This is a genomic window from Pseudomonas sp. 3296, assembly GCF_031456615.1.
Classification (GTDB): Bacteria; Pseudomonadota; Gammaproteobacteria; order Pseudomonadales; family Pseudomonadaceae; genus Aquipseudomonas; species Aquipseudomonas mucoides.
In genome coordinates, this window is the sequence record NZ_JAVDUY010000007.1 from 247,063 (window position 1) to 270,581 (window position 23,519).

17 protein-coding genes and 2 riboswitches are annotated in these 23,519 nt (G+C 59.4%); of the genes, 6 read left to right on the forward strand and 11 right to left on the reverse strand.

The window, feature by feature from the left end:
* The 3 genes from J2X66_RS20475 to J2X66_RS20485 all read right to left on the reverse strand — a co-directional run bounded on the left by J2X66_RS20475 (window position 1) and on the right by J2X66_RS20485 (window position 3,235).
* Entirely contained in the window at window positions 1-1,848 is a 1,848-nt protein-coding gene (locus J2X66_RS20475) for an amidohydrolase (RefSeq protein WP_310267673.1), read from the reverse strand.
* Between the two features lie 294 nt (window positions 1,849-2,142).
* Window positions 2,143-2,457, reverse strand: coding sequence for an SCP2 sterol-binding domain-containing protein (locus J2X66_RS20480; RefSeq protein ID WP_310267675.1), 315 nt, complete (start codon window positions 2,455-2,457; stop codon window positions 2,143-2,145).
* 67 nt (window positions 2,458-2,524) lie between these two features.
* Window positions 2,525-3,235 (reverse strand): histidine phosphatase family protein, encoded by a 711-nt coding sequence (locus J2X66_RS20485; RefSeq protein ID WP_310267676.1) that lies wholly within the window; start codon window positions 3,233-3,235, stop codon window positions 2,525-2,527.
* 204 nt (window positions 3,236-3,439) lie between these two features.
* On the opposite strand from J2X66_RS20485, the gene sohB reads away from it, so the two are divergent.
* Both sohB and J2X66_RS20495 read left to right on the forward strand, forming a co-directional pair.
* On the forward strand, window positions 3,440-4,462 hold the full coding sequence (gene sohB, locus J2X66_RS20490) for a protease SohB (RefSeq protein ID WP_310267679.1): 1,023 nt from the start codon (window positions 3,440-3,442) through the stop codon (window positions 4,460-4,462).
* 177 nt (window positions 4,463-4,639) lie between these two features.
* On the forward strand, window positions 4,640-8,395 hold the full coding sequence (locus J2X66_RS20495; protein ID WP_310267683.1) for a dermonecrotic toxin domain-containing protein: 3,756 nt from the start codon (window positions 4,640-4,642) through the stop codon (window positions 8,393-8,395).
* 52 nt (window positions 8,396-8,447) lie between these two features.
* Here J2X66_RS20495 and J2X66_RS20500 read toward each other — a convergent pair whose 3' ends face one another.
* Entirely contained in the window at window positions 8,448-8,942 is a 495-nt protein-coding gene (locus J2X66_RS20500; RefSeq protein WP_027923761.1) for a DUF934 domain-containing protein, read from the reverse strand.
* The gene (locus tag J2X66_RS20505) at window positions 8,926-10,584 is read right to left on the reverse strand and encodes a nitrite/sulfite reductase (protein ID WP_310267689.1); all 1,659 of its coding nucleotides are present in this window, start codon (window positions 10,582-10,584) and stop codon (window positions 8,926-8,928) included. The genes J2X66_RS20500 and J2X66_RS20505 overlap by 17 nt, the downstream gene beginning before the upstream one ends.
* 522 nt (window positions 10,585-11,106) lie before the next feature.
* Here J2X66_RS20505 and J2X66_RS20510 point away from each other — a divergent pair.
* Window positions 11,107-12,180, forward strand: coding sequence for an ABC transporter substrate-binding protein (locus J2X66_RS20510; protein WP_310267692.1), 1,074 nt, complete (start codon window positions 11,107-11,109; stop codon window positions 12,178-12,180).
* Here the strand turns inward: J2X66_RS20510 and J2X66_RS20515 are convergent.
* Window positions 12,177-12,395, reverse strand: coding sequence for a DUF2970 domain-containing protein (locus J2X66_RS20515; protein ID WP_310267694.1), 219 nt, complete (start codon window positions 12,393-12,395; stop codon window positions 12,177-12,179). The two genes, J2X66_RS20510 and J2X66_RS20515, sit on opposite strands and share 4 nt — an antisense overlap.
* Before the next feature lie 190 nt (window positions 12,396-12,585).
* Window positions 12,586-16,296, reverse strand: coding sequence for a methionine synthase (gene metH, locus J2X66_RS20520; protein ID WP_310267697.1), 3,711 nt, complete (start codon window positions 16,294-16,296; stop codon window positions 12,586-12,588).
* A gap of 155 nt (window positions 16,297-16,451) precedes the next feature.
* Here metH and J2X66_RS20525 point away from each other — a divergent pair, with 155 nt between their 5' ends.
* Window positions 16,452-18,749 carry a fatty acid cis/trans isomerase gene (locus J2X66_RS20525; RefSeq protein ID WP_310267702.1) on the forward strand — a complete coding sequence of 766 codons (2,298 nt, stop codon included), beginning with the start codon at window positions 16,452-16,454 and terminating at the stop codon, window positions 18,747-18,749.
* A 115-nt stretch (window positions 18,750-18,864) separates the two neighbouring features.
* Window positions 18,865-19,449, forward strand: coding sequence for a Fe-S biogenesis protein NfuA (nfuA, locus tag J2X66_RS20530; protein ID WP_007946504.1), 585 nt, complete (start codon window positions 18,865-18,867; stop codon window positions 19,447-19,449).
* A 97-nt stretch (window positions 19,450-19,546) separates the two neighbouring features.
* Here the strand turns inward: nfuA and cobM are convergent, their stop codons facing one another.
* The 4 genes from cobM to J2X66_RS20550 all read right to left on the reverse strand — a co-directional run bounded on the left by cobM (window position 19,547) and on the right by J2X66_RS20550 (window position 21,695).
* Window positions 19,547-20,293, reverse strand: a complete 747-nt coding sequence (gene cobM / locus J2X66_RS20535; protein WP_310267708.1) for a precorrin-4 C(11)-methyltransferase — start codon at window positions 20,291-20,293, stop codon at window positions 19,547-19,549.
* Window positions 20,294-20,374: 81 nt separating this feature from the next.
* Window positions 20,375-20,788 (reverse strand): cobalamin biosynthesis protein, encoded by a 414-nt coding sequence (locus tag J2X66_RS20540; RefSeq protein ID WP_310267710.1) that lies wholly within the window; start codon window positions 20,786-20,788, stop codon window positions 20,375-20,377.
* The gene (locus tag J2X66_RS20545; protein ID WP_310267713.1) at window positions 20,785-21,492 is read right to left on the reverse strand and encodes a CbtA family protein; all 708 of its coding nucleotides are present in this window, start codon (window positions 21,490-21,492) and stop codon (window positions 20,785-20,787) included. Before J2X66_RS20545 ends, J2X66_RS20540 begins: the two co-directional genes overlap by 4 nt.
* Window positions 21,493-21,503: 11 nt before the next feature.
* Window positions 21,504-21,695 (reverse strand): CbtB-domain containing protein, encoded by a 192-nt coding sequence (locus tag J2X66_RS20550; RefSeq protein ID WP_310267716.1) that lies wholly within the window; start codon window positions 21,693-21,695, stop codon window positions 21,504-21,506.
* Between the two features lie 119 nt (window positions 21,696-21,814).
* Window positions 21,815-22,043, reverse strand: a riboswitch (cobalamin riboswitch).
* Between the two features lie 100 nt (window positions 22,044-22,143).
* Window positions 22,144-22,356, forward strand: a riboswitch (cobalamin riboswitch).
* 99 nt (window positions 22,357-22,455) lie between these two features.
* Here J2X66_RS20550 and cobW point away from each other — a divergent pair.
* Window positions 22,456-23,517, forward strand: coding sequence for a cobalamin biosynthesis protein CobW (cobW, locus tag J2X66_RS20555; protein ID WP_310267719.1), 1,062 nt, complete (start codon window positions 22,456-22,458; stop codon window positions 23,515-23,517).
* The last annotated feature ends 2 nt before the right edge of the window (window positions 23,518-23,519 follow it).

Sequence of the window (23,519 nt, forward strand, 5' to 3'; positions counted from 1 at the left end):
TCAAAACGCAAAACACGAACAGCCAAACGCGCCCCAGAATCCCTGAAAGTCACTGACCGGCGCTGACGACATCCGCGCCCGCTCATGGCTGTGCGCATGCACCGCGCAAGCACCTGCGCATTGATGAACCTGCGCGGTCATCGGCGTCAGATGTTTCCAGTGCCCTGGCACCTTGGTAACGGGCGACCATTCCGGCACCACAGGAATTGACGGCGGCCCGAGTTTTTCGAACTCGTTGGTGGCATGCACAATCTTGCCATCGACAATGGTCAGCACCGACTCGATCCATTTGATCGCTTCATCTTCGATGTGGAAATAGTCCGCCGACAGTGCAATCAGGTCCGCGAGTTGCCCGACTTTGATTTGACCCTTTTTGCCTTGTTCCGAGGAAAACCAGGCACTGCCGTGGGTGAACAGCTCCAGCGCCGTGTCGCGGCTCAGGCCTTGCGGGTACAGTTCCAGGCCGCCGACGGTGCGGCCGCTGACCAGCCAATACATCGACGTCCAGGGGTTGTAGCTGGAAACACGCGTGGCATCGGTGCCGGCGCCGACCGGAAGGCCTTCGGCGAGCATGCGTGCGATGGGCGGGGTGTGCTCGGCCGCCTTGGCACCGTAACGGTCGACGAAATACTCGCCTTGAAACGCCATCCGGTCCTGAATCGCAATGCCACCGCCCAAGGCTTTGACCCGTTCGATGTTCTGCGGCGTGATCGTTTCGGCGTGGTCAAAAAACCACGGCAGACCGTTGAATGGAATGTCGCGGTTAACCTTCTCGAACACGTCGAGCATGCGGCTGATGGATTCGTTGTAGGTGGCGTGTAAACGGAACGGCCAGCGTTGTTCCACCAGGTGGCGCACCACGGGTTCCAGTTCTTGCTCCATGGTTTGCGGCAGGTCCGGGCGCGGCTCAAGGAAGTCTTCGAAATCCGCCGCCGAGAACACCAGCATTTCCCCAGCACCGTTGTGCCGCAGGAAATCATCGCCCTGGCCGTAGTGTGAAGTGCTGGTCCAGTTCTTGAAGTCGGTCAGTTCTTCCTTGGGTTTCTGGGTGAACAGGTTGTAGGCGATGCGCACCGTCAGTTGCTGGTCTTTGGCCAACTGCTGGATCACTTGATAGTCATCGGGATAGTTCTGATAGCCGCCGCCGGCATCGATGGCGCTGGTGATGCCGAGGCGATTGAGTTCGCGCATGAACTGACGGGTCGAGTTGACCTGGTATTCCAGCGGCAGTTTCGGCCCCTTGGCCAGGGTCGAGTACAGGATCATTGCATTGGGGCGGGCGATCAGCATGCCGGTCGGGTCGCCGTTGGCGTCGCGCTGGATTTCACCGCCCGGCGGGTTCGGCGTGTCGCGGGTGTAACCGACCACTTTCAGGGCCGCGCGATTGAGCAGGGCACGGTCGTAGAGGTGCAGGACAAACACTGGGGTGTCCGGCGCGGCTTTGTTCAGTTCATCAATCGTAGGCAGGCGCTTTTCGGCAAACTGGAACTCGTTCCACCCGCCAACCACCCGCACCCATTGCGGCGTAGGCGTGCGATCGGCCTGATCCTTGAGCATGCGCAAGGCGTCGGCCAATGACGGCACGCCTTCCCAGCGCAGTTCGAGGTTGTAATTGAGGCCGCCACGGATCAGATGCAGGTGCGAGTCGTTGAGGCCGGGAATCACCGTGCGACCGTGCAGGTCGATGATTTGGGTCCCGGGGCCTTGCAGGGCCATGGCCTGGGCATCGCTGCCGACCACCACAAAACGTCCGTCCTTGATCGCTACGGCGCTGGCCTGGGGTTTCTTGCGATCGACGGTATGCAGGCGTCCGTTGTACAGAATGAGGTCGGCGGGGGTGTCGGGCATGGTTTTACTCCCTGCGAAAAGCGGGCTGATCCAGGCACCGACAGCACCTGCCGAAAGGCCTTGCAGTACACGTCGGCGGTTAAATCCGTCGGGGTCGTCAGGTGGGGTCATGGCCGTGCTCCACGAAATGGGGTCGGAGGCAAACAGCCGATGTCTGACGCAGCCGGCCAGAAGGAATATAGACGGTGAATCCGCAAGGGGGCGTTTTCCGGGGGCGGAAAACGACGAATCCCACCACAAGGGGCGGGATTCGTTGATCGCCAGACAGGCTCCCGACGGTCGGGAGCCGCCGTCTTAGCTCGGGAACAGTTCGGACAGTTTCATGGCCAGCATCATGTCGCCTTCAGCGCGCAGTTTGCCGCCCATGAACGCTTGCATGCCGTCGGTCGAACCGTCAACGATGCCTTCCAGGGTTTCGCCGTCCATCACCAGGGTGACCTGGGCGTCCGGGTTCTCGCCTTCTTTCAGCTCGCAAGTCTGGTCCTTGACGACGAGCGAGAAGTTCTTGGTGTCGTCGATGCGGAAACCGAATACCAGGTCCAGACCGGCAGCAGCGGCTGGGTTGAACTTGGCTTTCATTGCTTGTACGGCATCAGCTACGGAGGTCATGGTTCGATCCTTTCTTGGGTAATTATTAGAGCTGGGTGATTACAGCCAGGGTCACAATAGTCCGGACTCAGCGAAACGTGATGAGTTCCGGGGCCTTCAGCAGTTGCAGGTGTGCATGACTGTTGAAGGAAGCCAGTGCCACCTCGCGACCACGGAACTTCAAGTGGTTGAGCGAAGTGTTGACGATTTGCCAGTTCAGCTCGAATGCCTGCCGGGCAGGCATTTGAGTAATAAGGTGGAGCAGGGCAGTGATGGTGCCGCCGGAGGTAAACACGGCGATTTTCTGGGTGCTGTCGGCACTTTCCAGAATTCGCTGCAGGCCGGCTTGTACGCGTTCGACAAAGCCCAGCCAGCTTTCCAGGCCCGGCGTGTCATAAGTGCCGGCGAGCCAGCGCTCGATGATCAGGGCAAAGATGCGCTGGAACTCGGCGCGGTTTTGCGCGGCGTTGCGCAGGATGTCCAGGGCCTCGGGTTCGTCTTCCAGCATGGCCGGCAGCAGCGCGCGGATGACCGCGTCGGCGTCGAACTCATTGAAGGCAGGATCGATTTCCAGGGTCGGCACCGGCAGGCCCACGGCGGCGTACTGCTCCAGCGCGCTGTTGGCAGTATGTTGCTGACGGCGCAGGTCGCCCGAGAGACAGCGATCGAAGCTGATACCCAGCTCGGCCAGGTGTTGGCCAAGGATTTCTGCCTGGCGAATACCGGTCGGCGACAGGACGTCATAGTCGTCCGCACCAAAGGAGGCCTGGCCATGTCGAATCAAATAGATACTGCCCACGTCCGCGTCATCCCGGTACGTTGAAGGTTTGGCGAGGTTATGAGGATGGCGCTGAGCTGTCAATGAAAAAACATACGCTTGTTTGAAATGGCCGTTACAGGCCTGTTGCCAGAGGTTTCACGGCTGGCCGTCGAGCTGGCGCATGGGTATGCTGGACACATCCCGCGCGTGTTTTAAGTCGCGCATCGTCATGAAGGAGTCACTGTGGAGTTTTTCACCGAGTACGCCAGCTTTCTGGCCAAGACCGTGACACTGGTGATCGCCATTCTGGTGGTCCTGGCCAGTTTTGCGGCCTTGCGCAGCAAAGGTCGACGCAAGGCGGCCGGCCAGTTGCAAGTCAGCAAGCTCAATGATTTCTACAAAGGGCTGCGTGAACGCCTGGAGCAAACCTTGCTCGACAAGGAACAGCTCAAGGCCCTGCGCAAGTCCCAGGCCAAATCCGAGAAAAAGCAAAAGAAAACCCCCGAGGCCAGGCAACGGGTGTTCGTGCTGGATTTCGACGGCGACATCAAGGCGTCTGCCACCGAGAACCTGCGCCACGAGATCACCGCGCTGCTGACGCTCGCCACGCCCAAGGATGAAGTGGTGTTGCGCCTGGAAAGCGGCGGCGGCATGGTTCACAGCTACGGCCTGGCGTCCTCGCAACTGGCGCGGATTCGCAATGCCGGCGTGCCATTGACCATCTGCATCGACAAGGTCGCGGCCAGCGGCGGCTACATGATGGCGTGTATCGGCGAGAAGATCATCAGCGCGCCGTTCGCCATCCTCGGCTCGATCGGTGTCGTGGCGCAGTTGCCCAACGTCAATCGCTTGCTGAAAAAGCACGACATCGATTTTGAAGTGCTCACCGCCGGCGAATACAAACGCACCCTGACCGTGTTTGGCGAAAACACCGAGAAGGGGCGCGAGAAATTCCAGGAAGACCTGGACATTACCCATCAGTTGTTCAAGAACTTCGTCGCACGCTACCGCCCGCAACTGGCCATCGATGAAGTGGCTACAGGTGAGATCTGGCTCGGCGTCGCCGCCCTCGACAAACAACTGGTCGACGAACTCAAGACCAGCGATGAATACCTCGCCGAACGGGCAAAAAATGCCGAGCTCTTTCACCTGCACTATGCCGAGCGAAAAAGCCTGCAAGAGCGTATTGGCATGGCGGCCAGCGGTTCGGTCGATCGCGTATTGCTGACCTGGTGGAGCCGGTTGACCCAGCAACGCTTTTGGTAATCGTCAGCGCAGCTTCGCTTTAAAAAAAGCCGGGACTCAGCTCCCGGTTTTTTTTGCCTGCAGAACGGTCGCAATCCTTCCTGAAATGGCGAAATCTCCTAACCCGCCTGTCGACCCGCTCCTGCATCCGATGGAATGGCGGCTGGCTAGGGTGGTGTTCCAAATGTTCGCAATGGAATGCACATGCCCAATCTCAATCTCAATCAAGACAACGTTGCCGACCCGCCAGGAATACGTGACGAGCTCGCGGCCGCCGTGAGCATTGCGTTGCCACAAACCCCAAGTCAATTTGGCGCACGCTTGATCAAGGAAAAGTGGGGGGCGGACATTGATCCGCAAACCTGCTTGCTGGCCACCCTCGATTACAACTACAAGGGACATCCAGCGCAGGATGGCATCCAACAGGGTCAAGTGGCGAGTTCACAATCGCTACTGCAAGCGCTGCTTTCCAACCATCAAACCGTGGGCGATGGACGTTTTGCCGAAAGCGCTTTCGGCTTTTACACGCCGCCGGACATCGGGCCGTCGGTTCGGATCGTGCAAAACGTCGACGAGTTCGCTGACCGCGGCAGTGGCAATCACCAGAGCTATGAAGGCATTTATCGCCAAACCGTCCCGCAAGCCTATGGGCCGTCGACGCAGGTCCCCATCCAACCGGCTGACTTCAAGAGGTGGGTCTGGGAGCTGGATTTGCAGGGCTTGTACAAGACGTATCTCGGTCACGCCTGGCCGTCCGATGAGGCGCTCGTTGCGCCGCAACCCTATGCGCTGAGAACTTCGGTCAAAGCGGCATTTGTCATGACCGCCGCGCTGCAACGGCATGAACAAAGCCTGAGTGAAAAGGGCCTGGCGCTGGCCATGCAGGCAGCAGGTCTACCGGTGGATCAGGCATGGGAATCACTGACTATCGAACCGCTGCAAGCACCGACCCTGATCCCCTCCACGGTCAGGGCGGGGCGTCTGAAGCTGTACCGCTATACAGCGACTGATATCTGGACTTTTCGTGTCACCGCCAGCCCTCGGGTATTGATGTACATCCCGGGTAACTCTTCACCCCTGCATGACTTCGCTGATGTGTCGCAATTGCGCCGATGGGTGGTTGCACAGAGCAAGGCCAGCGCGACCAGGCAAGCGCTGGCCGCTCACTTTGCCGACGACGATCGACAGGACGGCACCTTCCATGCCGGTGTTTTGACGGCGCTGGATGGAATAGCCATCTACCCGCATGAGCACTGGCTGACAAAAAATGCCGGTTTCTTCAACAATGATGGTTATTGGGACCCTGCCGAATACATCGGCATCGAGGATCAGCCCCCCGCGACCGATCCGTTTGCACAGTTGGTGTCGACCATGAAACAGGCTGCCTGGGAAAGCGTCAAAACCATCCGGGATGACGCTCAAGTCAACCGAGACAATCTGAGTGCTGTTGTCGAGCCGGTCGTGCAATGGATCAACCGGTTTGGGCCCCTGGCCCTGTTTCTGCCGGGGGGAGAGGGGGTGCTGGCGCTGGCTGGACTCATCGATGCCGGTTACGGACTGGAACAGGCTGTGAACGGCGAAACGTCGAACATGCGCAAAGAGGGCGTGACGCGCACGGTATTTGGCTTGCTCAACGCGCTGCCGCTGGCCGGTGCGGCAGCAGATGTCAGTGTTGGAAGGGCTGAGGCCGAGGCCGTCAAGACAAGTGAACACGCCGCCATCGTCATGCCGGCGACAAAGAGTGTGACAGCAGCGCCTTCCGGTCTGTCTCGACTGGAACTGATTCGCGGGATCGGCCCCTCAGTGGCGTCATTCAGTGATGAAGTCCTGGCGCAGATCGGCAAGGTCAGCGCGGTAGACGACGACATGCTGCGCTTGATGAACGCCGGGCGGCCACCGACGCCTTTACTGGCCGACACGATCAGCCGTTTCAAGCTCGATCTGGAGCTGCGCTCGGCGGGGCAAACCGAGCTGTTCGACAGTCGATATGCAGCGCTGCAACAATCGGAGCATGAATGGGTCCAGTTGTTTCAGCACCAATACCCGGGGCTTCCCAAAAGTGCCATCGAGCAAATGCTCGACCGATATGGTGTGGATATCCGCGCCACGCCTGACGTTGTGGAGATCAGGCGAGTGTTCAAACGCCTGGACAGCAAAGCACGTCAGTACCAGCAGCATGTGCGCCTGAACCGGGCCTACGAAGGCCTTTATCTTGGGGCAGTCGTCAATGCCGAGACGGACACTCTGGCATTGCATTCACTGTCGAATCTACCGGGATGGCCCAAAGATCTTCGAATAGACATTTTTGACCGTTCGCCTGCTGGCCGGGTGCTGGACCGCAATGGTCCGCTCGATGCCGCTCACAGTCGAAGCATCATCAGGGTGAGGAATCGGTATCAGCGACAAGGCATGCAGTCGGACTTTTACGAAGCTGTCCTCGGGATCCTGTCAGATGACGAACGTTCGGCGTTACACCTGACATCTGATGATCCTGTCAGTGAGTTGCGCCTCAAGATTGGCACGGTGGCACTGCCTCGCTCGCAAACCCTGCTCGGATTACAACGGATGGACAGCGGGCTGACGTTCGAGCCTCAGGGCTTGCGCGGCGGAGGTTATCCGTCGACGCCTCAAGGCGAAGCCATGACCCACGAGATGATGAGGTTGCAACTCAAGGAGATTTATCCCGACTTCACCTCGGCGCAGGCCGATGAAGTACTGCAACGTGTGGGCAACAATACGCAGGCTTATATCGATGGGTTGAAGCAACAACTACAACAACTCAACACCGATTTAAGCGGTTGGATCGACCAGGTTGCCGATGACGTCAATGACCTGGATCTTCCGTTTCTGGCGATTGGCGATGCCGGGGCAGCGAATATGACCCCTGCGCAAATTGCGGCCCATAACGTTGACCTTTTCATGGAAGAGTTGGAGGACGAACGATCGCTCAGGAAAGAGCTCGCCGAGGAATTGGTCGCCCTTTGGCAAAAGCGCGCAGACGCGCCACATGCCACGCTGGATATGAACTTTGAGAACTATCACCGATTACCCACGATGAACGTCAGGTTCGACGATGTGACCCAGTTACTGATGCGAGGTTTTCATCTGACAGAGCAGGACAGTTTGAACGGGTTTCTGGAGTGTTTTGCGAACCTTGAAGTGTTGGACCTTGAAAACGTGGACTTGCGGAACTACTTCGTGGCCGGCGATGCTGGTCGCGCTTTGCCGCCCGCCATCGAACAAATGAAACATCTTCGCTCGCTGAACTTGCGTGGCACACAGCTGGTACTCACTGACAGTGCCGCTTCACAACTGCGCGACCTGACCCATCTGCAAACGCTGGACTTGAGCGACAACCCCTTGGGTGTGCCGCCGTTGGTGATGGGCATGAACGATCTGCGTCAGCTCAACCTGAGAAATACTCAAATCACCCGATGCCCGATCGGTATCAGGGAGGAGCCCTACCTGACGTTGCTGGATTTGCGTGACAACCAGATCACACGGGTACCGCAAGCGGTCATTAAGCAGGCAGTCGAAGATGATCGTGTGTTGCTATTGGGAAACCCGCTGACAGACGAAGACACGCTGCGCCGACTGGTCAGCCATCGAGAGGAAACCGGCATCAATTTATGGCTCAACGCGCCCGGCGCTGGCTATGGTTCGCCGAGGGTATGGCTGCGAGACTCCGACGTAGCGTTGCAACAGTCCCGACAGGCCCTTTGGCAACGACTGGCGGGCAAACCTTCCGGCACCCGGTTTTTAGCTGTCATCGACAGGCTGAGTTTGACGGCTGACTTTCAGGTCGGTTACTTGCCACTGCAGACGAGAGTCTGGCGATTGTTGAACGAGGCTGATGCGTCTGAGGAAATGTGGAATCGATTAAGTCGCAGCAGCGGGCGCTTTGAACATCCGATGGCGGCTTTCAGGGCACTGGAGGAGCGTGCCAATCTTTGACGTAAAGCGGGAGGGGAGCCTTGAACCCCCAGAGGGGTTCAAGGTTTGACCATCAGCGGCGACGGAACAGCGGCAGCGGTTCGTCGGTGGCGGCCTGGTACGTCACTGAGAAGTCCTTGAGACCTTCCAGGGCTTCGTACGGGTCTTTATCGGGGCGCACGGCAAACGCGTCGAAACCGCAGCGGCGCATGTAAAACAACTGGTCGCGCAGCACATCGCCAATCGCTCGCAGTTCACCTTTGAAGCCGTAACGGTCACGCAGCAGGCGAGCATTGGAGTAGTTGCGGCCATCGGTGAACGCCGGGAAATTCAAGGCAATCACCTTGAACTGATCCACGTCGTCGCCGATTTCCTCAGCTTCTTCATCGGCATCCAGCCACACACCCAAGCCGCCGTCTCGGGCCTTGAGCATACGGCTGTGTTCGCGCCACAGCTGCAACGGGACGATCAGGTCATCGCAGTTGCTGATCTCGTCGATGTTGAAGTCCTTGGGCAGCAAGTGCCAGGTTTCGTCGACGACTTCGTTGTTCTTAATGATTCGCTGCATAGACGCGCTCCTTGAAGAGGTCGATGCCAATGCGCTGGTAGGTGTCGATGAAACGCTCGTCTTCGGTACGTTGTTCAATGTACACGTCGATCAGCTTTTCGATCACGTCAGGCATGGCTTCCTGGGCGAAAGAGGGGCCAAGGATTTTACCCAGGCTGGCGTCGCGGCTGGCGCTGCCACCGAGGGACACCTGGTAGAACTCTTCACCTTTCTTGTCCACCCCGAGGATGCCGATGTGGCCGACGTGGTGGTGACCACAGGCGTTCATGCAACCGGAGATGTTCAGGTCCAGTTCACCGATGTCGAACAGGTAATCCAGGTCGTCGAAGCGACGCTGGATCGATTCGGCAATCGGGATCGACTTGGCGTTGGCCAGCGAGCAGAAATCACCGCCAGGGCAGCAGATGATGTCCGTCAGCAAGCCAATGTTCGGTGTGGCGAAACCTTGCTCGCGCAACTCGCCCCACATCGCGAACAGTCGGGACTGTTCCACGTCGGCCAGGATGATGTTCTGTTCGTGGGAGGTGCGCAGTTGACCGAAGCTGTAACGATCGGCCAGGTCGGCCACGGCGTCGAGCTGCTTGTCGGTGATGTCACCCGGTGCCACACCGGTTGGCTTCAGCGACAGGGTCACGGCCACATAGCCCGGCTTCTTGTGCGCCAGGGTATTGCGCGTGCGCCAGCGGGCAAAGCCCGGGTGCTGCTGGTCGAGCTCGGCCAGTTCGGCGCTCTGGTTGTCCAGGGCCTTGTAGTCGGGGTCGACGAAGTGCTTGGCTACGCGATGCAGTTCAGCCTCAGTCAGCGTGGTCTGGCCACCGCGAAGGTGTTCCATTTCCGCGTCGACTTTTTGCGCGAAGACTTCAGGCGTCAGTGCCTTGACCAGAATCTTGATCCGCGCCTTGTACTTGTTGTCGCGACGGCCATAGCGGTTGTAGACCCGCAGGATGGCGTCGAGGTAGCTCAACAGGTCTTGCCACGGCAGGAACTCATTGATGAACGCGCCCACCACCGGCGTACGGCCCAGACCCCCACCGACCAGTACACGGAAGCCCAGCTCGCCGGCAGCGTTGTGCACGGGCTCAAGGCCAATGTCATGCACTTCGATGGCGGCGCGGTCAGATGTCGAACCGTTGACCGCGATCTTGAACTTGCGCGGCAGGTAGGCGAATTCCGGATGGAACGTGGTCCACTGACGGACGATCTCGCACCATGGGCGCGGATCGATCAGTTCATCGGCGGCGACGCCGGCGAACTGGTCGGTGGTGACGTTGCGCAGGCAGTTGCCGCTGGTCTGGATCGCGTGCATCTGCACGGTCGCCAGTTCAGCCAGAATGTCCGGAATGTCTTCCACGGCCGGCCAGTTGAACTGTACGTTCTGCCGGGTGCTGATGTGGGCATAGCCTTTGTCATAGTCGCGGGCAATCTTGGCCATCATGCGTACCTGACGCGAAGTCAGTTGGCCGTAAGGCACCGCCACGCGCAACATCGGCGCGAAACGCTGGATATAAAGCCCGTTTTGCAGGCGCAGGGGGCGGAACTCTTCTTCGCTCAGCTCGCCTGCCAGATAGCGTCGGGTCTGATCACGGAACTGCTTGACGCGGTCCTCGATGATCCGCTGATCGTATTCGTCGTATACGTACATATAAGTCCTGTTCTCAGGCTTGGGTCGCTCGGATACAGCTGCGTTTTTGTGCTTGGCGGAGTCCGAAAGAACCTCTGCAATTCTGCGCGCACGGCCGCGCACTCCCTACGGAGCCGGGGCAAGATACCAGTTTGCAGTTATGCGCAAAAGTGATGTTTGAGTATATGTAAAGAACCAAAACGACTAATAACAACTGTGATGACTAAACCCTTATTTGTGGTGCGGGCAATCGTCGTCTTTACTGTGGTCGAGTCTTTATGCAATCACCGATAAAACCGACAAGAGGCGATGCAATGAGCAACCCTACCAAAGCGTCAAAACCTGATAGCACAGTCGATGCTTGGGCGATTCTGTTCCTGATCATTCTGGTCGTGGGTACGGCAGTGTTCTGGGTCAGCCATCAATAGCGGACCCCGTCCGGGCCCTGTTCCGACGATTGTCGGACAAAAGTCGGAATAAACGCCGTATTACGGAACTTCACTGGCTATAATGCGCGGCGATTTTCCGGGGGCTCGGACGTTAATGTTGAAGTTTTTCTACGCCTTTGTGCTCATGCTTGGCACGGTCTACGGACCGGTTGCGCGTGCGGAATCGGTGTTGTTCCTGAGCCCTGGTACCACCCAGGAAGCGTTCTGGGTCAGCTACGCGCAATTTATGCAGGCCGCCGCCAGAGATTTGGGGGTTGACCTGCGAATCCTTTATGCCCAGCGCATGCCCGAACTGACGGTGGCGCAAGCCCGTCAGGCGCTGCAAGGTCCCGAGCGCCCGGACTATCTGATGTTCGTCAATGAACAATATGTCGCCCCGCAGATCCTGCGCCTGGCCCAGGGAAGCGGTGTAAGGCTGTTCATGGTGAACGCGTCGCTGACGGCCAACCAGCAGAGCCTGTTGGGTGAGCGCCCCGATCAAGTGGGCAGCCTGGTGCCCAACGACGAGGAGGGCGGTTACCTGATGCTAAAGGAGCTGATCCGTCAGCATCCACCGGCAACGCCCGGCAAGCCTATCGAGCTATTGGCATTTTCCGGCCTGAAAATCACTCCGTCTGCGCAATTGCGCGAGCAAGGGATGATGCGCGCATTGGCCGAGCATCCTGAAGTGCGTTTGCGCCAATTGGTCTACAGCGGGTGGACCCGGGATCGCGCCTATGAGCAGGCCAAGTTGTTGTTCCGGCGTTATCCGCAGGTTTCGCTGGTGTGGTCAGCCAATGATGAAATGGCGTTTGGTGCGATGCAGGCGTTTGAGGAAAGCGGTGGAAAACCCGGAAAAGACGTGTTGTTTAGTGCCGTCAACACCTCTCCCGCCGCCTTGCAGGCGATGATCGATGGACGCCTTAGCGTGCTGCTGGGCGGTCACTTCACCTTAGGTGGTTGGGCGCTGGTGGAGTTGCATGATTATGACCAGGGCGTCGATCTCGATTTGTACGGCGGCCGCCACCGGCTGATCCCGCTGTTGCAACTGATCGACAAGACGCAAGCCAAACGCCTGCTGGCATTGGGGGGCACGCCTGACTATGGCGTGAACTTCCATCGACTCTCGGCCAAAGGGCGGCCGACAACCTATCGCTACCCGTTCAGCCTGCAAACGCTGATGCGTTAAACCCCGGCCAGATGCAGCACCAGTTGCACAATGCCGTACAGGGACAAGGCAAACACGGCCGTGAACAAAATCCCCAGAATCACGAAATGACTCGGTTTGCCGTGGGTGAAATCCCGGGCCCGGTTCTTCCCGCTCTGCACCCCGAACGCCGCCGCCATGACGCTCTGCAGCATCTGCCAGAAGGTCGGTGGCTTGTTGTCTGCTGGATCGTCCATAAATCCCTCGTCACGTGTGTGTGAGCCGTAAGCATAGACCTACGGGCAGCACAAACAACCGTGGGAGCGAGCCTGCCCGCGAAGAGGTCGTGTCAGTCGACATTAATATCGCCTGGTACACCGCCTTCGCGAGCAGACTCGCTCCCACAGGGGATCACGGTTGGCCACAGTAGTGTGGCCAGTCGGTTGGTTAGTTGTCGTACCCGAGGTTCGGGGCCAGCCAACGTTCGGTCACGCTCAACTCCTGACCTTTGCGCGAGGTGTAGCTCTGCACCTGATCCTTGTCGATCTTGCCCACCGCAAAGTACTGCGCCTGCGGGTGAGCGAAGTACCAGCCGCTGACCGCCGCCGCCGGGAACATCGCGTAGTGCTCGGTGAGGAACACGCCGCTGCGACCGGCCTTGAGCTCTTCGGCTTCGGGGTCCAGCAGTTTGAACAGCGTTGACTTCTCGGTGTGATCCGGGCACGCCGGGTAGCCCGGAGCAGGGCGGATGCCGGTGTATTGTTCTTTGATCAGCGCCTCGTTGTCGAGCGTTTCGTCCTTGGCGTAACCCCAGTAGTTTTTACGGACTTGTTGGTGCAGCCATTCTGCGCAGGCTTCGGCCAAGCGGTCGGCCAGGGCTTTGACCATGATCGAGTTGTAATCGTCGCCAGCGTCCTGATAAGCCTTGGCCACTTCTTCGGCGCCGATGCCGGCGGTGGTGATGAATCCGCCCACGTAGTCGGTGACTTCGCTGTCCTTGGGCGCGACGAAGTCGGCCAGGGAGAAGTTCGGCTTGCCGTCGGTCTTGATGATCTGCTGGCGCAGGTGATGCAGCTTGGCAATCGCCTTGCCGTCGTCGCCGTAGACTTCGATGTCATCGTCGCGCACCTGGTTGGCCGGCCAGAAGCCAAACACCGCGCGGGCACTGATGAGTTTTTCATCGATCAGCTTGGCTAGCATTTCCTGGGCATCGGCGTACAGCGAGGTCGCGGCTTCGCCGACCACTTCGTCTTCGAGGATGCGCGGGAATTTGCCGGCCAGGTCCCAGGAGATAAAGAACGGCGTCCAGTCGATGTACTCGGCCAGAACCTTGAGGTCGATGTTGTCCAGCACCTTGGAACCGGTGAACGTCGGTTTGACCGGTACGTAAGTGCTCCAGTCAAACTGCGGCTTCTTGGCGATCGCAGCCGGGTAGCTCAGGCGCTCGGTGCGGGCGCTGCGGTTGGCGGTGCGCTCGCGAACGTCGATGTACTCCAGGCGGGTCTTCTCGACAAACGCCGGTTTCAGCTCCTTGGACAGCAACTGCGTCGCCACGCCCACGGCGCGGGAGGCGTCCGTCACGTAGATCACCGCGTCGTTGCTGTACTTGGGCTCGATCTTCACCGCCGTGTGCGCTTTGGAGGTGGTTGCGCCACCGATCATCAGTGGCAGATGGAAGTCCTGACGCTGCATTTCACGGGCGACGTGGACCATTTCATCCAGCGAAGGCGTAATCAGGCCCGACAGGCCGATGATGTCGCACTTCTGCTCCTTGGCCACTTGCAGGATTTTCTCCGCCGGGACCATCACGCCGAGGTCGACGATGTCGTAGCCGTTACAGCCCAACACCACGCCGACGATGTTCTTGCCGATGTCGTGCACGTCGCCTTTCACCGTTGCCATCAGGATCTTGCCCTTGGCTTCCGGTTTGTCGCCTTTTTCCAGTTCGATGAACGGGATCAAGTGGGCCACGGCCTGTTTCATTACGCGGGCGGATTTCACCACTTGCGGCAGGAACATTTTGCCGGCGCCGAACAGGTCGCCAACGATGTTCATGCCGGACATCAGCGGGCCTTCGATCACTTCGATCGGTCGGGCGAACGACTGGCGCGACTCTTCGGTGTCTTCAACGATGTGCGTGGTGATGCCCTTGACCAGCGCATGTTCCAGGCGCTTGTTGACCGGCCAGCCGCGCCATTCTTCGGTCTCGGCTTCCTTGACACTGCCATCGCCCTTGTACTTGTCGGCGATGGCGAGGAGGGCGTCGGTGCCTTCCGGGGTGCGGTTGAGGATGACGTCTTCGACGGCCTCGCGCAGCTCTTGCGGGATCTGGTCGTAAATCTCCAGCTGACCGGCGTTGACGATCCCCATGGTCAGGCCATTGCGGATCGCGTACAGCAAGAACACCGAGTGGATCGCTTCACGCACCGGGTTGTTGCCTCGGAACGAGAACGACACGTTGGACACGCCCCCCGAGGTCAGCGCATACGGCAGTTCGTCGCGGATGTAAGCGCAAGCGTTGATGAAGTCCACAGCGTAGTTGTTGTGTTCTTCAATGCCGGTGGCCACGGCGAAGATGTTCGGGTCGAAGATGATGTCTTCCGGCGGGAAACCGACCTCGTTGACCAGAATGTCGTAGGAGCGTTTGCAGATTTCTTTCTTGCGCGCTTCGGTGTCGGCCTGGCCGGCTTCGTCGAAGGCCATTACCACTACGGCGGCGCCGTAGCGTTTGCACAGCTTGGCGTGATGGATGAACTGCTCGACGCCTTCTTTCATGCTGATCGAGTTGACGATGCCCTTGCCCTGGATGCATTTCAGGCCAGCTTCGATCACTTCCCACTTGGAGGAGTCGATCATGATCGGGACGCGGGAGATGTCCGGCTCGCCGGCAATCAGATTGAGGAAGGTCACCATGGCCTTCTTCGAATCGAGCATCCCTTCGTCCATGTTGATGTCGATTATCTGGGCGCCTGCTTCGACCTGCTGCAGGGCGACTTCCAGGGCCTCGGTGTAGTTGTCTTCGCGGATCAGGCGGGCGAACTTGGCCGAGCCGGTGATGTTGGTCCGCTCGCCGACGTTGACGAACAACGAGCTGCGGTCGATGGTGAACGGTTCCAGGCCCGACAGGCGGCAGGCCTTGGGGATTTCCGGAATTTGACGCGGTGCGTAACCGGCCACGGCTTTGGCGATGGCTTCGATGTGGCCGGGGGTGGTGCCGCAGCAGCCGCCGACAATGTTCAGGAAACCGCTTTGAGCGAATTCCTCGATAACCTTGGCGGTGTCCACCGGCAACTCGTCGTACTCGCCGAATTCATTCGGCAGGCCAGCATTCGGGTGTGCGGAAACATGGGTGCCGGCCTTGTTCGACAGCTCTTCCAGGTACGGACGCAATTCGCTGGCACCGAGGGCGCAGTTCAAACCAACCGAGATCGGCTTGGCGTGAGCCACGGAGTTCCAGAACGCTTCGGTGGTCTGGCCGGAGAGGGTACGGCCGGAGGCGTCGGTGATCGTGCCGGAAATCATGATCGGCAACTCGATACCCAATTCTTCGAACACCCCTTGTACGGCGAAGATCGCTGCTTTGGCGTTCAGGGTGTCAAAGATGGTTTCGATCAGGATCAGGTCGGCGCCGCCTTCGATCAGGCCCTTGGTGGATTCGGTGTAGTTCTCCACCAGCTCATCAAAGGTTACGTTGCGGTAGCCGGGGTTGTTTACGTCCGGCGACAGGGAGCAGGTGCGGCTGGTCGGGCCCAGGACGCCGGCGACGAAGCGTGGCTTGTCCGGAGTTTCCAGGGTCTTGGCGTCGGCGACCTTGCGGGCCAGGCGTGCGCCTTCTACGTTTAACTCATACGCCAGGCCCTGCATGCCGTAGTCGGCCAGGGAAATCTGGGTGGCGTTGAACGTGTTGGTTTCCAGAATATCGGCGCCGGCATCCAGGTAGGCTTTCTCGATACCACCAATCACATCCGGGCGAGTCAGCACCAACAGGTCGTTGTTGCCTTTGACATCGCTTGGCCAGTCAGCAAAGCGTTTGCCACGGTAATCCTGCTCTTCGAGCTTGTAGCTCTGGATCATCGTGCCCATGCCGCCATCGAGAATCAGGATGCGCTCTTTGAGGGCGTGCTTGAGAGCTTGAAGGCGAACACTGCGATCGGACATTTGGACTACTCGGAAAGACCATGACGAAGGGACGGGATCATAGCAAACCTGTGCGCTTTTAGAGCATTACCCGGTTTTGCATGAATATCGTTCATGTTGGTGGGGAGGGTTGACCGGTAGAATCGCCGCGATTTTTCATGATTGGGACCAGGGATATGTCGTATCGCGTCATCACCAGCATTTTCATGCTGCTTTTAAGCTGGGGCGCCGCGGCGCAAGGTCCGGCCATGGCCTCTGCGATTTCCTACAGCCGTGACATCCAACCGATCTTTACCGAAAAGTGCGTCGCTTGCCATGCGTGCAACGATGCACCCTGCCAGCTCAATCTGGGCAGTGGCGAAGGGGCTGCGCGTGGCGCCACGAAAGTCACGGTCTACGACGGCGACCGCAGCACCGCTGCGGCACCGACCCGGCTGTTTTACGACGCGTTCGGCAAGCACGCCTGGCAGCAGAAGGGCTTCTATCCGATGCTTGACGCCCAGGGCAGTCAGGCCGCGTTGATGGCACGGATGCTGGAACTGGGCCACAAAACCCCATTGCAACCCAACATCAAATTACCGCAAGACATCGTTCTCGGTCTGAACCGGGAAAACATGTGCGCCATGCCGGCAGAGTTCGACAGTTACGCCAGTTCCCATCCCAAGGAGGGCATGCCGCTGGCGGTCACCGGCTTGACCGATCAGCAATATCAGACGCTGCAGCGCTGGCTGGCGTCAGGTGCGCCGATCGATGAGGTGGGGCTGGTGCCAAGCGCAAAAGAAGCACAGGAGGTGGTGCAATGGGAAAATCTGCTCAACGCGCCCGGTTCCCGGCAAAGCCTGGTGGCGCGCTGGTTGTTCGAACACTGGTTTCTTGCGCATATCTACTTCAAGGACGGCGAACCCGGGCACTTCTTCCAGTGGGTGCGTTCGCGCACGCCCACCGGCCAGCCGATTGACCTGATCAACACCCGGCGCCCGAATGACGACCCGGGCACTCAGGTGTATTACCGCCTGTGGCCGGTGCAGGGCGTGATTGTGCAAAAGACTCACATCACCTATCCGTTGAGTGCGGCGAAGATGGCGCGGGTCAAAAGTCTGTTCTATAGCGGCGATTGGCAGGTCAACGCCTCGCCAGGTTACGGACCTGAACGGCGGGCCAATCCGTTCGCTACCTTCGAGGCGATCCCGGCGCAGGCGCGCTACCAGTTCATGCTGGATAACGCCGAATACTTCGTACGCACCTTTATTCGTGGCCCGGTCTGCCGTGGCCAGATTGCCACGGACGTGATCCGCGATAACTTCTGGGCGCTGTTCCAGGCCCCTGAACACGACCTCTATATCATCGATCCCAACTACCGCGGCCAGGCGACGCCGTTGCTCGCCATGCCGGGCCAAAACGATGATGTCGGCAGTGTCTTGAGCCTGTGGCATGACTACCGCGACAAGCGAAACGAGTACGAAGCACTGCGCCGGGACAGCTACGCCGAAGCACCGGCACCGAGCTGGTCGGCCTTGTGGGCAGGGAATGACAACGCGCTGCTGAGCATCTTCCGGCACTTTGACAGTGCATCGGTGAATAAAGGCCTGATCGGCGATGTGCCGCAAACGATCTGGCTGTTCGACTTCCCGTTGCTGGAGCGCACCTATTATCAACTGGCGGTGAACTTCGACGTGTTCGGCAACGTTTCTCACCAGGCCCAGACCCGTTTGTACTTCGACCTTATCCGTAACGGCGCCGAGCAGAACTTCCTGCGTCTGATGCCAGCGGACTCCCGGGACGCCTACCTTGACGATTGGTACCAGAACAGCGGCAAGTTCAAGATGTGGCTGGACTATGAGTCCATCGATGACGACAAACCGACTGCGTTGAAACTCGACGAGAAGGACCCCAAGCGCGACTTCGCCCAACAGTTGCTGGCCCGTTACGGCGAACTCAATACCACCCCCGACCCGATCAACCGCTGCGACGGCGCCTATTGCTCGCGACCGAACATCGACCCGGCCTTGCAGGGCGCCGAACAGGCCTTGAGTCGCCTGACATCGAGGCCGGCGGCGGGCTTGAAAGTCATCGACCAGTTGCCGGAAGCGACGATGTTGCGCATCGAAACGACGAGCGGCAAGCGCGAGGTCTACAGCCTGCTGCGCAACCGTGCGCACAGCAACGTGGCGTTCCTGTTGGGTGAGTCATTGCGCTACCAGCCGGGGCTGGACACATTGACGATTTTCCCGGGCGTACTCAGCAGCTACCCGAATTTCATATTCAATATCCCGGCCGACCAGGTGCCGGCTTTCGTCGATGCAATGGAAAACGCCAAGGATGATGACGGCTTCGAGAAAATCGTCGAACGTTGGGGAATTCGGCGCAGTCATCCGCAATTCTGGTTCTATTTCCACGACCTTAACCGCTACGTTCACGAGACCGACCCGGTGGAAGAGGGTGTGCTGGATATGAACCGCTACCAAAACCTCTGAATTCCACCGCGTCCCCCTGTAGGAGTGAATGGAGTTTCTTTCCCGACAAAAATACTAGGACTTTGTGCGGCGCGTTGATTGGCGTAAACTGCGCCCAAGCCTGCGAGGAGTTTCCATGACCGCTATAACCATTACCGACGCCGCCCATGATTACCTGGCTGACCTGCTCTCCAAGCAGAACACCCCGGGTATCGGTATCCGCGTCTTTATCACCCAGCCTGGCACCCAGTACGCCGAAACCTGCATTGCCTACTGCAAGCCGGGCGAAGAAAAACCTGAAGACACGGCGCTGGGGCTCAAAAGCTTCACCGCTTACATTGACTCGTTCAGCGAAGCCTTCCTGGACGATGCGGTGGTCGACTACGCCACTGACCGCATGGGCGGCCAGCTGACCATCAAGGCGCCAAACGCCAAAGTACCGATGGTCAACGCCGACAGCCCGGTCAACGAGCGCATCAATTACTACCTGCAAACCGAGATCAACCCGGGGCTGGCGAGCCACGGCGGTCAGGTCAGCCTGATCGATGTCGTTGAAGACGGCATTGCCGTGCTCAAATTCGGTGGCGGTTGCCAGGGCTGCGGCCAGGCGGACGTGACCCTGAAGGAAGGCATCGAGCGCACGTTGCTTGAGCGTATTCCTGAGCTCAAGGGTGTGCGTGACGTGACTGACCACACGCAGAAAGAAAACGCCTACTACTAAGGTGTTCGCTGCGACATGAAAAACGGCGCCCCGTGAGCGCCGTTTTTTTACGGGTGAAATTCAGTGGCCCCATCGCGAGCTTGCTCGCGATGGGGCCCTATGGGCGATAGAGATGCGCATGCCCCGCACGATACAGCGACGACTCGCTGAACTGATCACTCCCCAACACCCGTCCCACCAGAATCAAAGCCGTGCGCCGAAACCCTTTGGCCTCGACCTTTGCGGCAATATCCTGGAGCGTACCCACCACCCAATCCTGATCCGGCCACGTCGCCCGGTGGATCACCGCAATCGGGCAGTCCGCGCCGTAATGCGGCAGCAGCTCAGCGAGGATTTTCTCCAGATGATTCACGCCCAAATGAATGGCCATGGTCGCCCCATGCTGCGCCAGGCTGCCCAGTTCCTCGCCCGGCGGCATGGCGGTCTTGTCGGCGTAGCGGGTCAGAATCACGCTTTGCGAGATGTCCGGCAAGGTCAGTTCAGCCCCTAAAAGCGCTGCACACGCCGCAGTCGCCGTCACGCCAGGAATGATTTCAAACGGAATGTCGAGTTCACGCAGGTAGCGAATCTGCTCGCCAATCGCGCCATACAGACCCGGATCGCCGGAATGCACCCGCGCCACGTCCTGACCGTTGGCGTGGGCGGTTTTGATCAGATCAATGATCTGTTCCAGGTGCAATTCGGCGCTGTTGACCACCTGTTCGGCGCGATGGCCTTCCAGCACGGCTGCCGGCACGAGTGAGCCTGCATAGATGATCACCGGGCAGCTGCGAATCAGCCGTTGGCCTTTGACCGTGATCAGTTCCGGGTCGCCGGGTCCCGCGCCAATAAAGTAGACGGTCATCGTCGTTTCCTGTGAAAAAAGAGGCCGGGCAACGCTTCAGATGAAGATTGCTCATGATCGAATGCGCGATTATCGGGGATTTTATGCAGCGCCAGCCAATGCCAGGGTTGCTTGCGCGTATTTTTGTCGGCAGATCAGCAGTTTTACCGGAGCCTGAACCAGCTGTTCGGCCAGTGCCAGGGCGGCACTTTCCGCTACGCCGTAGCAGCCGGTGCGTTCGAACGCGATGTCGGAACGATGGCTGAGGCTGGTGTGGTATCCAGCCAATTGTTCACTGCTGAAGAACATCAACGGCAGTGCGAGTTGTTCCGCAAGTTCGATCAGGCCAGGCTCATCGCGCTTCAGGTCAATGCTGGCGAGTGCCTTTATCTCATGAAGCCCGATTTGATGAGCCTGTAGCGCCTGATCCAGCAATGCCCGCAGCGTGCTGGCGGGGCAGCCGCGCTGGCAGCCCAGGCCGACCACTAGCGTCGGCGCTGTGCTGGCCTCAGTCATGCGTGGTATTGGCCATCGCTTTTGCGGCGGAACAACCAGGCGCTGATCAGGCCCAGGGCCAGCCAGAACGCTACGTTGGTCAACTGCGAAGCGATGTTGAATTGAGCTTCCAGGGCTTGCGGCGCGAGCATCGAATGCACTTCCGGTTGTGGCGCGCCAATCACGTGCGGAACGGCCAAAATCGCCACGCCCAGCACTTTCATCAGCCAGTGACGGCCGAAAACGATCAACGCAATGCCGACAGCGGTTGAAGCGGCAGTGCCGATCCACCAGATTTGCCGTTGCGCCAGATCTGCAGCAACGGTGCCCGGCAGTTCAGGCGGCAGGCCCAGGGTCGGTGCGAGGACGAACGTTGCATAACCGGCCAGACCCCAGAGCAGGCCTTGAGACGTTTTGGTCGGTGCGCGCAGAGTGTAGAGGCCGGCGAGCATCAGGGCGAAACCCACGGCCACCACCAGATTGCCGCCAGTGGTCGACAGCACGCGCTGCCAGCCGTCTTGCGGCTCCCAGGATTCGGCGTCGTGGGTGTGCGCGGCCATGGCGCCATCGGCGTGTTTATGGGGTTGAACCACTGCCGGCTCGGCTTTCTCGTAGGTTTCCGCTTGAAGAATCAGCGGTGCGACCCAGAAGCTTTGCAGCAAGGTCAGCAGCAGGGCGGCCAGCAGCCCCGTGAACCCTGCGGTTTGCGCAATACGCTTGATCATCTCGTCAGCTCTCAATGGCACGGAAACGCAGCGCTGTGACGGGTATCGTGCGCGGCATTGTGCACCGCTTCGATGTGCGAGAAACCGGCGAAATACACAAGGCAAGCGCCCAGGATCGACGCACAGATGGCGGCGGTCAGGCGTTGAGTCAGGGTGGAAGTGGTGCTGGTCGTTGTGTGGCCGGTGCTGCTGATGATCGACATGGCGCATCCCTCTGGTCTGTCAGCGGGTGAATAGAGCGCATGGAAAACCCCTGCGAGCCGGGCGCGCAGACGTTCAAACAGCGCCCGCCCACCGCGGGTTTGTTGTTCAGTGACCGTAACGGTCACTTTGTGTTGCGGGCCGGTCTCCGGGCTCACGAGGGGCGCTGGCTTTCGCCTTGACCTGCAAGCATCACCTTCCCATGCCGAACTGCTGGCACAGTGGATTTGATGCTTCGCTCGCTTACCGTTGCGGGGGCAGCACCGGACTGACATGGCTTTGAGTAAAGCACATGATTCACCGGTTTCCCGTTTCACCCTATGAAGGGCACCCGTAACAAGATGCGTAGGAGAGCATGGGCGGGGGATTCGCGTCAATTGGCAAGGGTTCTCAACTCGCGATAGCGTCCTATTGGCCGCTACAAGACATTGACCCGCCCCAGCCCGATGCGTAGCCTTGCGCTTTCGAGGTTCTTCGGCGTTTGCCGAAGCTAAGAAGGGAACGCGGTCAATGCCGCGGCTGCCCCCGCAACTGTGAACGGTTCAGTTTCTGCCATGCCACTGCATGCGCCAGCCATGGCGCGAGCGGGAAGGCGCAGCAACCGCCAGTCAAACGACTGGCCAGCCGTCAGCCAGGAGACCTGCCTCGACACAGATTCTGACTTTCAACCGGGCGGGGTGATCCGGTGGCGAAATCTTCCGCGCAGCGTGTGCTGCTGCGGTCGTCGTCCCGTATGCCCGCCACCTTGCCAAAGGGCATCCGATGAAAACACTGGCCAAACTCCCCGTCACCATCGTTACCGGCTTCCTCGGCTCGGGCAAAACCACCTTGCTGCGGCACATGCTCGACAACGCCCAAGGCCGTCGCATTGCGGTGATCGTCAACGAGTTCGGCGAGCTGGGCATTGACGGCGAAATCCTCAAGCAGTGCTCCATCGGCTGTACCGAAGAAGAAGCCAACGGTCGTGTCTATGAGCTGGCCAACGGTTGCCTGTGCTGCACCGTTCAGGAAGAATTCTTCCCGGTGATGCGTGAACTGGTGGCCCGTCGCGGCGATCTCGATCACATCCTTATCGAAACCTCGGGCCTGGCCCTGCCAAAGCCGCTGGTCCAGGCCTTCCAATGGCCGGAAATCCGCAACGCCTGCACCGTTGACGCAGTGATCACCGTGGTCGACAGCCCGGCCGTGGCCGCAGGCACCTTCGCCGCGTTCCCGGATCAAGTGGACGCCCAGCGCAAACTCGACCCGAACCTGGACCACGAATCGCCGCTGCACGAATTGTTCGCCGACCAACTGGCCAGCGCCGACCTGGTGATCCTCAACAAGGCCGACCTGATCAGCCCTGAAGACCTGGACCGCGTACGCCTCGAAGTCGCCGAAGAACTGCCGCCTGCGGTAAAAGTCATCGAGGCCAGCAGCGGTCGTGTCCCACTGGAAGTATTGATTGGCCTCGGCGCCGGCTCCGAAGAACACATCGATAGCCGTCACAGTCACCACGATCATCACCACGAAGGTGAAGATGATCACGACCACGACGCATTTGACTCGATCTCCATTGAGCTGCCGCAAGCCGACGAAAGCCTGCTGATGGACGCCCTGACTCAACTGGTGGTCAAGCACGGGATCCTGCGCGTCAAAGGTTTCGCGGCAATCCCGAACAAACCAATGCGCTTGCTGATTCAGGGGGTGGGCACGCGTTTCGACAAGCACTTCGACCGCCAGTGGGGAGCCGAGGAAGGGCGCACCACGCGCCTGGTTTTGATCGGCCAGGAACTGGACGCCGCCGAACTCGAAGCGCAATTGCGCGCCGCGCTCAGCGTTTAAGT